7 protein-coding genes are annotated in these 13400 nt (G+C 70.0%); all 7 read right to left on the bottom strand.

Features of this window, described 5'->3' with window-relative positions:
• Positions 1-34 precede the first annotated feature (34 nt).
• Positions 35-670, bottom strand: coding sequence for a hypothetical protein (locus ACLJPX_RS31565; protein ID WP_410604125.1), 636 nt, complete (start codon positions 668-670; stop codon positions 35-37).
• Positions 663-1082: an acyl-CoA thioesterase gene (locus ACLJPX_RS31560; RefSeq protein ID WP_410604124.1), complete on the bottom strand. Its 420-nt coding sequence runs from the start codon at positions 1080-1082 to the stop codon at positions 663-665. The genes ACLJPX_RS31565 and ACLJPX_RS31560 overlap by 8 nt, the downstream gene beginning before the upstream one ends.
• Positions 1082-6055, bottom strand: coding sequence for an NAD-glutamate dehydrogenase (locus ACLJPX_RS31555; RefSeq protein WP_410604123.1), 4974 nt, complete (start codon positions 6053-6055; stop codon positions 1082-1084). The genes ACLJPX_RS31560 and ACLJPX_RS31555 overlap by 1 nt, the downstream gene beginning before the upstream one ends.
• Positions 6056-6401: 346 nt before the next feature.
• Positions 6402-8927 carry a hypothetical protein gene (locus ACLJPX_RS31550; protein ID WP_410604122.1) on the bottom strand — a complete coding sequence of 842 codons (2526 nt, stop codon included), beginning with the start codon at positions 8925-8927 and terminating at the stop codon, positions 6402-6404.
• A 16-nt stretch (positions 8928-8943) separates the two neighbouring features.
• Positions 8944-10620 carry an energy-dependent translational throttle protein EttA gene (gene ettA / locus ACLJPX_RS31545; protein WP_101605927.1) on the bottom strand — a complete coding sequence of 559 codons (1677 nt, stop codon included), beginning with the start codon at positions 10618-10620 and terminating at the stop codon, positions 8944-8946.
• Between the two features lie 97 nt (positions 10621-10717).
• Positions 10718-11173, bottom strand: coding sequence for a single-stranded DNA-binding protein (locus tag ACLJPX_RS31540; protein ID WP_101605926.1), 456 nt, complete (start codon positions 11171-11173; stop codon positions 10718-10720).
• A gap of 168 nt (positions 11174-11341) precedes the next feature.
• Complete coding sequence (locus ACLJPX_RS31535) at positions 11342-13363, bottom strand: cytochrome c oxidase assembly protein (protein WP_410604121.1); 2022 nt, start codon at positions 13361-13363, stop codon at positions 11342-11344.
• Between the last annotated feature and the right edge of the window lie 37 nt (positions 13364-13400).

Below are 13400 nucleotides of genomic sequence, written 5' to 3'. Positions count from 1 at the left end.
AAGCCACCCGCGGCGCGAAGCCGTAAGGCCCCTGTCAGAACAGCAACGGCAGGAGCGCGTGGCGGCGTTTGAGCACGGCGCCGTAGCGGGCGTCGATGCGCATCCACGAATCCGTCGCGGTCACCCGGACGACGTCGCCGGCGATCGACGAGTCGACGAAACCCATCCCGGACAACGCGAACAGGCACCGCATCTGGACCTTGATCTCCTGCTCGCCGCCGGTGACGGTGAGCACCGCCTGGTCCATCAGGGAGGCGGGCGGGTTGCCGTGCGGGCCGACGTTGTCGCGGGCCAGCGCGACGCCGCGGTCGGCCAGCTCCGAGATCACCGTCGCCGGCAGTTCGTCCACCAGCTGCCAGCGGCCGGGTGCGGGCAGCTCGGAATGCCACATCAGGTCGCGGGCCGGGCCCGGATCCATTCGTTCGCCGCCGGCGATGGTCAGCGCGGCGAGCAGTTCGTTCCCGGACACCGTGATGTCCGACGGCGTGATGTCACCGGCGACGGCCCTGGTGGCGAGGACTTCGAACGGGGTCGCGCTCCACGCCTCGACGACGCCGTCACCGCGCTGCCGCAACCGCACCAGCGTGTTCTGGTCGAGCCGGACGGCCCTGGCCACGAACGCGCCGAGCGTTTCGCGGTCCCCCGCGTCCGGGATGACGAGCTCAGGCATCCGCGAACCCCTTCTCCAGGAAGGCGCGTTCGTCCTCGGTCAGTCGCCGGGGCCGCTCCGTCCCGATGTCGAACGGCGCGAGCACCGTCTCCGCGGTGACCGCGACCTTGTCGACCTCGGCGGGCCCGTCGTGCACCTTGTAGCCGAGGGTGAAGCTGGCGTGCTTCAAGTCCTTCAACGAGATCTCCACCCGGATGTCCTGATCGGACACCACGATCGGCGAACGGTAATGGACGGCCAGCTTCACCACCACGATGCCCTTGGGCAGTTCGGTGAGCCCGGCCCGGACGGCGTCCCCGAACAGCAGGGGGATCCGCGCCTCTTCGAGCAGGGTCACCAGGTTCGCGTGGTTGACGTGCCCGTAGACGTCCATATCCGACCAGCGTGGCCGGATCAGGGAAATGTAGCTCACTACCTCACCGTGCTCCGGATCTGCCTCGCCGCCACCGACAGCGTCGCCAGGTCGAGCTTGCCGAACTGGCTGATCTCGTCCAGTGCGACACGAGCGCGCTGCAGCCGCGAGGCGTTCGTCTTCTCCCAGTGGGCGATCTTCTCGTCCGGGTCGGTACCCGAATCGCTGTGCCGCAGCGCGTCCAGCGTGATCGCCCGCAACGAACCATAGACGTCGTCCCGCAGCGCCAGCCGCGCGAGCGCGTGCCAGCGGTTGCCGCGTTCGAGACCGCTGATCGACGTCAGCATCTTGTCGATGCCGAGGTGGTCGGACAGGGCGTAGTACAGGCCCGCGGTCTCCGACGGGGTGTGCACCGCGTCGATCCCCGCCTGCTGCTCGGCCAGCTCCGCGACGTCGGTGACGTCGAGCAGGCCGAAGGTGTGCAGCAGGAGCGCCACACGCTCCGCCAGCTCCGTCGGGACGCCCTTCTCCACCAGTCGCTCGGTGTTCGCGTCCACCGACTCGCACTCGACACCGCGAAGCAGCTCGTGCGCCCGCGGGGCCATCTCGCCGACGACCCGGCCGAACCGGTTGATCTCGGCGAGCGGGGCGAGGGGCTGCGGCCGGTTGGTGAGGAACCAGCGGGCGGCCCGGTCCAGCAGCCTGCGGGTCTCCAGCATCATCTCGTCCGCGACCTCGGTCGGCACGACGTTGTCCAGCGCGTCGATCTGCGCCCACAGCGAGGGCAGGTCGTACACGTGGGTGACCACGGCGTACGCGCGGACGGCGTCGGTCGCGGTCGCGTTCATCTCCTCCATCAGGCGGAAGACGTAGGAGATCCCGGCGCCGTCGACGACCTCGTTGGCCACCATCGTCGTGATGATCTCGCGCTTCAGCGGGTGCTGGAAGATCGCGTCGCCGAAGCGCTCCCGAAGCGGCTTCGGGAAGTACTCGGGCAGACGGCGCGAGAACACCTCGGAGTCCGGCAGTTCGCTCGCCAGCAACTCGTCCTTGAGGTCGAGCTTGACGTGCGCGAGCAGCGTCGCCAGCTCCGGCGAGGTGAGCCCCTCGCCCGCCTTCTCCAGCGCACGGAACTCCGCCGAACTCGGCAGCGCTTCGAGCTTGCGGTCGAAAGCGCCCTTCGCGACCAGTGCCGCGACGAGCCGCTGGTGCACCGAGACCATCGGCCCGGCGTGCGCCCGGCTGACCCCGAGCACGGCGTTCTGCCGGTAGTTGTCGGCCAGCACCAGCTCGCCGACCTCGTCGGTCATCTGCTCCAGCAGCTCGTTGCGCTGCTCGGCGCCCAGCGATCCCGTCGAGACCAGGTGGTCCAGCAGGATCTTGATGTTGACCTCGTGGTCGGAGCAGTCGACGCCGGCGGAGTTGTCGAGCGCGTCGGTGTTGATCTTGCCGCCCGCGCGGGCGAACTCGATCCGGCCGAGCTGCGTCAGTCCCAGGTTCCCGCCCTCGCCGACGACCTTGACGCGGAGCTGGTTCCCGTTGACGCGCAAGGCGTCGTTGGCCTTGTCGCCCGCGTCGGCGTGGGTCTCGTTCTCGGCCTTGACGTAGGTGCCGATGCCGCCGTTCCACAGCAGCTCGACCGGCGACAGCAGGATCGCCTGCATGAGGTCGGCCGGGGCCAGCGCGGTGACGTCCTCGGCGAGCCCGAGCGCTTCGCGGACCTGCGGGCTGATCGGGATCGTCTTGGCCGACCGCGAGTAGATCCCGCCGCCCTCGCTGATCAGCGAGCGGTCGTAGTCCTCCCACGACGAACGCGGCAGGTCGAACAGCCTGCGGCGCTCGGCGAACGAGGAGGCCGCGTCCGGGTTCGGGTCGAGGAAGATGTGCAGGTGGTTGAAGGCGGCCACCAGCCGGATGTGCTCCGAGAGCAGCATGCCGTTGCCGAAGACGTCACCCATCATGTCGCCGATGCCGACGACGGTGAAGTCCTCGGTCTGGCTGTCCTTGCCCAGCTCGCGGAAGTTGCGCTTGACGCTCTCCCAAGCACCCTTCGCGGTGATGCCCATGGCCTTGTGGTCGTAGCCGACCGAACCACCGGAAGCGAAGGCGTCGCCGAGCCAGAACTTGTAGTGCGCCGAGACCTCGTTCGCGATGTCGGAGAACTTCGCGGTGCCCTTGTCCGCCGCGACCACGAGGTAGCTGTCGTCGCCGTCGTGGCGGACCACGCCCGGCGCCGGGACGGTCTTGCCCTCGACCCGGTTGTCGGTCACGTCGAGCAGGCCGGAGATGAACATCCGGTAGCAGGCGATGCCCTCGTTCAGCTGGGCGTCGCGGTCCAGGCCCGGGTCGCCGGTGGCCGTCGGCGGGCGCTTGACGACGAACCCGCCCTTCGCGCCGACGGGCACGATGACCGCGTTCTTGACCGCCTGCGCCTTGACCAGGCCGAGGATCTCCGTGCGGAAGTCCTCCCGGCGGTCGGACCAGCGGAGGCCACCGCGCGCGACGTCGCCGAAGCGCAGGTGGACACCCTCGATCCGGGGCGAGTACACGAAGATCTCGTACTTCGGCCGCGGCTCGGGCAGCTCGGGCACCGCGCTCGGGTCGAGCTTGAGCGCCAGGTACTGCCGGGAATTCCCCTCGCCGTCGGTGACGTGGTAGTTCGTGCGCAGCGTGGCGAGGATGACCGCCATCAGCCGTCGCAGGATCCGGTCCTCGTCGAGACTGGTCACCTCGTCGACCAGCTTGCCGATCTCGGCGGTGAGCTGGTCGGCCTGCGACGCGCGGGCCTCGGTGCCGAGCGCGAGGTCGAAGCGGGTCTCGAACAGCCGCACCAGCGCGGTGGCGATGTCGGTGTGCGCGAGGACGGTGTTCTCGATGTACTCCTGCGAGAACGGGATCTTCGTCTGGCGCAGGTACCGCGAGTAGGCCCGCAGGATGGCCGCCTGGCGCCAGGTGAGCCCGGCGCTCAGGACGAGACCGTTGAAGCCGTCGACCTCGCAGTCGCCGCGCCAGGCGGCGTAAAACGCGTCCTGGAAGCGGACGCGCAGGTCGAGGTCCGCGTGGTCGAGGACCTGCGGGTCGATCCGCAGGCCGAAGTCGTAGATCCAGGACCGGCCGCCGTCTTCGCGGCGCAGTTCGTAAGGCCGCTCGTCGACGACCTCCACGCCCATCCGCTGCAGGACCGGGAGCACCTGGGAGAGGGTGACCCCCTCGCCGCGCAGGTACAGCTTGAAGCGCCGCTCCCCCGCCTCGGCGTCGGCCGGCAGGTAGAACGACATCGACAGGTCGCCCTCGTCGGTCAGCGCCTCCAGGGCGCGAAGGTCCGCGAGCGCTTCGAGCGCGGTGAAGTCCTCCTTGTAGCCCTCGGGGAACACCGCGGCGAACCGCTGTCCCTGCTCGCCGGCGGATTCCTCGCCCAGCAGGCCGATCGCGACGCCGCTGTCCCCGGCGCGCTCGCGGCGCTCGGCGAGGATCGCCTCGACCATCCGGTCGTCCCAGCCGCGAACGGCTTCGTTGAGCCGTTCCTGGATGCGCAGGGTGTCCGGCTCGGACCGCTGCGACGGGTCGGTGTGCACGATGAAATGCACCTGCGCGAGCACGGTTTCCCCGATGCGCGCGCTGTATTCCAGTTGCGTGCCTTCGAGTTCTTCGAGCAGGACCTCCTGCATCGCGAGCCGCGAACGGGTCGTGTAGCGGTCGCGCGGGAGGTACACGAGGCAGGAGTAGAAACGGCCGTACGGGTCACGACGCAGGAACAGCCGCAGCCGGCGGCGATCCGAAAGCGTGATCGCGCCTGTCGTCGTGGAGTACAGCGAATCGGTGTCGGCCGAGAACAGGTCCGCGCGCGGCCAGTTCTGCAGCACTTCGAGCATCCGCTGCCCGGAGAAGGATTCCATCGGGAAGCCCGCGCGGTGGATGACCTCGCGGACCCGGTTGCAGACCACCGGGATGTCCAGCACGTTCTCGTGCAGGGCGGTGGTGGTGAACATGCCGAGGAACCGGTGTTCGCCGGTGACGTTTCCCTTGTCGTCGAACGTTTTCACGCCGACGTAGTACGGGTACACCGGGCGGTGCACGGTGGACGGCGCGCTCGCCTGCGTCAGCACCAGCAGCGTCGGCGCGAGCGCGGACGCCGCCGTGTCGGGACCGGCGGTGAGGCTGCGCGCGGCCAGGCTGTCCTGGCGCAGCACGCCCAGTCCGGTGGCGAGCACCGCGCGCAGGGCGGGCTCTTCACTGTCCGGGTGCGGGTTGTCGATCAGCTCGTAGCGGCGGTAGCCGAGGAAGGTGAAGTGGCCGTCGGCGAGCCAGCGCAACAGCCGCGCTCCCTCGGCGACCTCACGCGTGGACAGCTTCGGCGGGTCCGCGTCCAGCTGGTCGGCGAGGCGGCGCGCCGTCTCGGCCATCTTGTCGGTGTCCTCGACGACCTCGCGCACGTCACCCAGCACCGACGAAAGCCGGTTGTCCAGCTCACGGGCGCGGTTCGGGTCCGTCACCAGGTCGATCTCGATGTACATCCACGACTCGGCCGCAGAATTCGGCGGCGGCTCCGCCGGATCGGCGTCCGGGTGGACCGCCTGCAGCTCGCCGGTCAGATCGCGGCTGACCACGACGATCGGGTGCACGATGCGCTGCACCTGCACCCCGTCACGGGCGAACTCGGCCGCGACGGAATCCACGAGATAGGGCATGTCGTCCGTGACGACCTGCACGACGGTGGCCTCACGCGTCCAGCCGTCTTCGGGACCGGTCGGGTTCAGCAGCCGCACCGCGGGGCGGCCGGGCATCCGGTCCTTCGCCAGGTGCAGATGCGAGCGGACGGCGCCGACGAGGTCGACCGGGTCGTCACCGAGAATCTCTTCGGCCGGGATGTGCCGGTAGTACAGGCGGATCAGGTCGCCGATCTCCGGGGCGTACGCCGCGGCGGCGTCGATCAGGTCGTCCCGGATCTGCTCCGGGTTCACCGACCGGCGCCGAGCGCCGTCTTCGGTGCCGACATCTTTTCCGGGCAGGGACGAGACTCCCGTCGAGCTCATTTGAGGCAACTCTCCACTGTAGCGAGATTGACACCGCGACCGGCACGACTCTGTGCCGGACCAGACCCAACCTACAGCTTTGGACAGTCGGCCCGACAAGGCCGGGTCATTCCCGGTCGTCGAAGATTTCCCTGCTCAGATACCGGAATCGCCGTGATCGGTTCAGCTACTCGCGGGTCACATAGGCGGTCTGTCCGGCCCTCGCCACGTCCCGCCGCACCGGGGGTGACCAGCACCCCATCTCCTCGCGAACGAGTGGGACGCGGTCTCACCCGGCCGACTGAATCGTTCAAGCCCGCGAGGGCTCCCACCGGGGGCGTAGCAAGGGACCTTTGCTATCGCCCGGTCAGTCGCTCCCGTTGGTGCGATGCCGGTCGCGGCCGTTGACCGGACGCTTTCCCGAGTCCTGGGAACCGAGCTGCTTCACGAGCGCGGCCGCGCTGGCGGTCCCCGCCTGGTGTTCGGCGAGCGCACGGGCGAGCAGGTCGGCGAGACCGGCGTCCGGCGGCGGCTCGTCCTCCGCGATCGCGCGGGCGTAGCTCTCCGGGAACGGCGTGATCGGGCGCCAGGAGCCGGTGTCGGTCAGCGGGTCCAGCGACGGCGGCATCCGCAGACGCGGCAGCCACGGGTCCGCGACCTCTTCCGGGGGGCCCTGCCGGGGAGTTTCCTGGGCGCTTTGCCGGGTTCCGCCGCCGTAGGGCGGTGGCGGGTCTTCCCGGGGCGGCGGAGCGAGCGGCACGGCGGGTTCGGCGTACTCCACCGGAGGCTGTTCCCGGCGCGCGCGTCCGGCGTCGGCGCGTTCCTCGGCGACGGGATCGGGATGCACGGGATCCGTGGCACCGTCCGCGCGGCGACGGCCACCGCCGTGCCCGCCGGTATTCGAGATCCCGAGCCGGTCCAGCACCGATTTCGCCGCTACGGAACCGTGTTCGGCGTCGTGCCTGGTCTTGCGCGAAACGGGCGCGGCGGACCGGCGGACCCGTTCCTCGGCCGCCCACTCGTCGCTCTCCCACAACGGGGCGGCGGTCCCCGGCGGACGCGGCGGTTCGGCCTCCGCCGCGATCCGCGGCCGGGGTTCGGCGGCGGGCTCGGGGGCCAGCAGCAGTTCCGGGACCACGGGCTCCGGCTCCTCGTACCGGACGGGCACCTCGGGGCGCCGGCGCGCGGCCGGGATCGGGGCTTCAGGCCGGGTGACCTCGGGTTCGGGAACGACGGTCTCGCGTGCGGCAGGCGCCTCCGGACGCCTGCGCCGCGAGGGCTCCGGCGTGGGCTCCGGTGCAGGGCGTGAGACCGGTTCAGGACGCGGCGCGGGCTCCGGTTTCGGCGGCGGCATCAGTTTCGGCGCGGCAGGCTCGAACCTGATCGCCGGCTTGGGTTGCTCAGGCTTCTTCGGTACCCGGCGGCGCCAGTCACTGTCGGACGCCGCGGCCTCACGGGACGGCTCCGGACGAGACGGCGGCTTCAACACCGGCGGCGCTTCGGTCTTTTCCGCGGCGGGAGGCTCCGCCGGACGCGGAGGCACAGCGGGGCGCGGCGGCTCGACCGGCGTGTTCCGCACCGGCTCGGGCTCCGCCTTCCTGTGCTGCCTCGCGGGCCTCGGCGGCTCACGACGAACCGGAGGTTCGGGCGCGGCCCGCTTCGGGGGCGCCACGTCGATCGGCGCCATCACCGCGGTCACCTCGGCGGGAGCCGGAGCCGGAACCGGCGCGGGTGCCGCGGCGACGGCCCGCAGGACGTCGTCGAGGTCGACAGCGGCGTTCTCGGCCGCGCCGAACTCGCCGAGCAGGACGTTGCACGCCTGCCTGCGCGCACGGGCGTGCAGATGCTCGGCGGCCCGCGAACGATGCAGGCAGCCGATGGCCTCCTCGGCCCGGCCGAGCCGTTCTTCGATCTGCGCGAGTTCCAGCCACAGCCGCGCCGTGATCGCGTGCAGCTTGTGGTCTTCGGTCCCGGCGACCGCTTCACGGACGAGCATGCCCGCAGCTTCCCCGGATCCCGCGGGCAGCAGGACGCGGGTGGCCACCGCCAGCCGCAGCCACGCGGCGGGCGCGATCCCGGCGGCCCGGACGGGCGCGGCGAGGATCGGCTGCGCGACCTCCAGCGCCATCTCCGTGTCGCCCCGGTCCAGCAACGTGCAGACGAGCTGGAGGACCAGCCGGATCCGGACGAGACCTCCGTCGTCGTCGGGGTTTCCGAGCTTTTCGAGCATGCCCAGCCCGGTCCGGGCGGCGTCGGCCGCGGCCGTCAGGTCGCCGTGACGACGACGGTGCGCCGACACCCCGACCCGCAGCATCGCGCGGATCAGCAACTGCGAATCCGCCGTCATCGCGCCGTCGCCGAGCACGAGCTTGTCCGCCTCGGCGAGCACCCGGTCCAGTTCCGCCTTGCGGCCGAACTGCGCCAAGCAGCCGACGAGATGGCACAACGCCTCGGCCCGGTGTGCCGGCGAGACCGCCGGATCCGCCAGCAGCGGACGCAGGGCGGCCAGCCCGGTCAGCGGGACGCCGACGCTGCGCGCGCAGACCGCGAGATCGATCCTCAGCCGGGCGGCGATGTCGCCGTAGCCCGCGTGTTCGGCGGCGCGCAGGGCGGCCACCGCCCTGCCGACCGTCCGGGGACGGCCACCAAGCCGGACCCGGGCGCTCACCACCAGGCTTTCCGCGCGGATCCACTGCTCGTCGGCACCGGCGGCCTCGGCGAGCGCGGCCGCGCGCTCCCCGAGGACCAAGGCGAGTTCGGGCGCCCTCAGGTGCAGGGCGTCCGCGCGTTCGATCAGCCTGCCGACAGCGGACAGGGTTACCCCGGTGGCAGCCGTCCGCCCACCCACCATGGTGGTGGGCGGGCCCGGCCGTTGGCGCTTGCTGGCTTCCACGGGGAACCCCCGGCCCTCAGTCGCGGGTCAGCTTGCGATGGGTGACGCGGTGCGGACGAGCCGCCTCGGCACCGAGACGTTCGACCTTGTTCTTCTCGTAGCCCTCGAAGTTACCTTCGAACCAGAACCATTGCGAGGGGTTCTCCTCGGTGCCTTCCCAGGCGAGGATGTGCGTCGCGACCCGGTCGAGGAACCACCGGTCGTGCGAGATGACCACAGCGCAGCCGGGGAACTGCTCGAGAGCGTTCTCCAGCGAACCCAGGGTCTCGACGTCCAGGTCGTTCGTCGGTTCGTCGAGCAGGATCAGGTTCCCGCCCTGTTTGAGGGTCAGCGCCAGGTTCAGCCGGTTGCGCTCACCACCGGAGAGCACACCCGCCGGCTTCTGCTGGTCCGGGCCCTTGAAACCGAACGCGCTGACGTAGGCACGCGAGGGCATTTCGGTCTGCCCGACGTGGATGTAGTCCAGCTTGTCCGAAACCACCTCCCATACCGTCTTCTTCGGGTCGATCCCGCCACGGTTCTGGTCCACATAGGACAGTTTGACCGTCTCGCCGATCTTGACCACGCCGTCGTCCGGCTCCTCGAGCCCGACGATCGTCTTGAACAGGGTCGTCTTGCCGACACCGTTCGGCCCGATCACCCCGACGATGCCATTGCGCGGCAGGTCGAAGGACAGCCCGTCGATCAGCACACGGTCGTCGAAGCCCTTGCGCAGCTTCTCGACCTCGACGACCACACTGCCCAGCCGGGGCCCCGGCGGGATCTGGATCTCTTCGAAGTCGAGCTTGCGGTGCTTGTCGGCCTCCGCCGCCATCTCTTCGTAGCGGTCGAGCCGGGACCGCGACTTGGTCTGGCGGGCCTTGGCGTTGGACCGGACCCATTCGAGCTCGGTCTTCAACCGCTTGGCGAGCTTGGCGTCCTTCTTGCCCTGGACCTCGAGGCGCTCGCGCTTCTTCTCCAGGTACGTGGAGTAGTTGCCCTCGTAGCCGACGACGCGGCCGCGGTCGAGCTCCATGATCCACTGCGCGACGTTGTCCAGGAAGTACCGGTCGTGCGTGACGGCGAGGACGGCGCCGGCGTAGTTCGCGAGGAACTGTTCCAGCCACAGCACGCTTTCGGCGTCCAGATGGTTGGTGGGCTCGTCGAGGAGCAGCAGGTCGGGCGCGGACAGGAGCAGCTTGCACAGCGCGACCCGGCGGCGCTCACCACCGGAGAGGTGGGTGACCTGCTCTTCCGGCGGCGGGCAGCGGAGGGCGTCCATCGCCTGCTCCACCGCGGAGTCGATCTCCCACGCGTCGGCGTGGTCGAGGTCCTCCTGGAGCTTGCCCATCTCCTCCATCAGCTCGTCGCTGTAGTCGGTCGCCATCAGCTCGGCGACCTCGTTGAAGCGGTTGAGCTTGACCTTGATGTCGCCAAGGCCTTCTTCGACGTTTTCGCGGACGGTCTTCTCTTCGTTGAGCACCGGCTCCTGCATGAGGATGCCGACGCTGGCGCCAGGCTGGAGGAAGGCTTCGCCGTTGCTGGCCTGCTCGATCCCCGCCATGATCTTCAGAACGGTGGACTTACCCGCGCCGTTCGGCCCCACCACGCCGATCTTGGCGCCGGGGTAGAACGCGGTGCTGACGTCGTCGAGGATGACCTTGTCCCCGACGGTCTTGCGCACCTTCTTCATGGTGTAGATGAACTCGGCCATACAAGCGATCGTAGAGCGAGCCGATCGCGGCCTCGACGGCGGTCACCACCGAACTACCCACGGTCAGCCCGACATCACTGAGCGAGCATCGGAACCTTCACGCCACGGGTGCCTCTTCGAGCGCGGTGACCATGGGATTCCCCACGGGCGGCGGTGCCATCGGGATCGCCCTGGGCCGATCCCGCCCGGCTCGCCGGATCTCGGCCGAGCAGCGCGCGAGGTTGGGCCCGATCGAGAAGGCCTCAAGCTCAGGTAGACCGAGAGGTGCCGGGATCTCCTCCGCGGTCTCGGCGCCGCGCAGCCGCCCGGCCACGATCACCGGATCGCCCTTGCTCAGGCACGAAAACGCCGCCATCGCCAGCTTGCGCCAGCAGGTGACCTTGACCGCGAGCTGCCGTCCCTCGCCCCACTCCCCTCTTTCCTTGTCGTACCGGCGCTCGACACTCCGCAAGCCGAACGACACGACGTCGTGCCCGTGCACCCGTTCCGGATGGTGGACCGGTTCGCTGGTCAGGTTGCCGATCATGGTCACCCACGTTTCGCCCATCGCCATCACACTCGCCTTTCTCCTCGGTGTTTCCCTTGATCACAGACTGCCTCGGATCAAAGGCCGAAAAGGGGCGCGAATCGGATCTGTGGACAACTCGGGGCGATGTGGGCTTCCTGTGGACAACTCGGGCGAAAGCTGCCGGGCGCGCGAGGACTTGTGGTAGCGCTTGGCCTAGGAGTCCCGTCCTCGGCCCTGATCCGCGAGGTTCTTCAGCATCGCGTTGTAAGCGTTCAGATCCGCGTCGCCCGAGGCGTCCTCGCGGCGGTCCTTGCGCCGGGCCTCGCGCTCGTCCTGGCGTGCCCACTGCACCAGCAGCGCGACGAGCACCAGCAGGACCGGCACTTCACCGGACGCCCACGCGATACCGCCGCCGAGGCGCTGGTCGGTGAGCAGATCGGTGACCCACGGCAGTTTCAGCCCACGGTAGAAGTCCTGGCCGAGCACGGTCTGCATGCTCATCAGCGCGATCCCGAAGAACGCGTGGAACGGCATGGCGGCGAACATCATCCCCAGCCGCCCCAGCGGCGGGATCCGGCGCGGCGCCGGGTCGACGCCGATCACCGGCCAGTAGAAGACGTATCCGGCGAGCAGGAAGTGCGCGTTCATCGCGAGATGCGCCCAGTGGTAGTTCAGCGCGGAGTCGAACAGGCCCGAGAAGTACAGGCCGTAGAAGGAGCCGACGAACAGCAGCAGCGCGACGACCGGATGCGTCAGGAACCGCGAAAGCGGCGAGTGCACGAAGGCGAGCAGCCATTCACGCGGTCCGGGCGGGGCGTCCTTGCCCGCCGCGGGCAGCGCGCGCAGCGCGAGCGTCACGGGTCCGCCGAGGACGAACAGCACCGGCGCCACCATGGACAGCAGCATGTGGTTGCCCATGTGCACGCTGAACATCGCGGGCGCGTACCGGCCGATGCCGGACGACGTCGCGATCAGCAGCACGAAACAGCCCGCGAGCCATGCGACGGTCCGGCCGGTGGCCCATGTGTCGCCGCGGCGGCGCAGTCGCTGGACCCCGGCGAGGTACAGCCCGGCGAGAACGATCGCGAGGGTGCCGTAGACGAGGTCGAACCGCCAGTCCGTGAGCAGCCTGAGCACGGTCGGCGGGCCGTAGAGGTCGTAGCCGATCAGCAGTTCCGTCGTCGACGGCTGGGAGAACGACTCCTGCGGCGGCGGGGTCTTCGCGAGGCCGGTGGCGATGCCGATCGTGACGAACATGATCAGCACCTCGACCGCGGCGAGCCGCAGCAGTTGCCCGCCGCCGGCGCCGTTCACCAGCCCGGCGACGCCCTTCTGGCGCTGCTGGTGCCCGAAGACGCCGAGCAGCAGCAACGCGACGATCTTCGCGAGCACGAGCAGGCCGTAGTCGGTGGTGAACAGGTCGGCGATCCTGATCCGCACCAGCGCGTTCACGATGCCGGAGACCGCCATCACGACCCAGCAGACCAGCGCCAGCTTCGAGAACCGTGTCGCGGCGAGCTTGAGGTTTTCGCCCCGGCGCCAGCCGAGGGCGAGCACCGCCACCAGCCCGCCGACCCACAGCGCGGCGGCGACCAGGTGGTACAGGAGGCTGTTGGTCGCCATGTCGTGCGAGCCGCCGCTCGCGGAGTGCCCGGTGACCGCGACCGGGATCAGGCCGCCGACGGACAGGAAGAAGACCACCGTCGTCCAGCCCCAGGTCAGCGCGAGACGGCAGCCGAGCGCGACCAGCAGCGCGATCAGCGCGGTGAACAGCCATGCCTTGGGCTGCTCGATGGCGTCCACGAGGTCGATCAGCACCTGCGGCGAGAGCACCTCGGTGAACGGGCGCCCCGCGCCGTCGGCCGCGGAGAAGAAGATCGACGCGGCGGCCGCGAAGAACCACACCCACGCGGCGACGCCCGCGACCCGGATTGCCGCGTACCCGTCCGCGGCGAGCGTGCCGGACTTCTGCGGCGGGACGAGGAACGCGGCGAGCAGCAGCGAACCCACGCACAGCACCGAAGCCGCCTCCGCCAGCACCCGGACGACGGTGATGCCGTAGCGCGTCACCAGCCCCGGATCCGGCAGGCCGGCGATGACGTAACCGGCGCCACCGGTCAGCGCGACCAGGCCGACGGCCACCACCGCCGCCAAGAACACTCCGATCGACACCAGCGGCAGGACACCGGCCTTCCGCGCGGGTGGGGCCGGTTTCGTCTCGGGGTCTGAAGGCACGTCACGAGGGTAAGCCGGACGGAAAAGGGGCAAGATG

The organism is Amycolatopsis sp. lyj-90 (assembly GCF_046549035.1).
Classification (GTDB): Bacteria; Actinomycetota; Actinomycetes; order Mycobacteriales; family Pseudonocardiaceae; genus Amycolatopsis.
The sequence above is the reverse complement of the archived record's forward strand: the minus strand, read 5'-3'. Positions and strand labels throughout refer to the sequence as shown.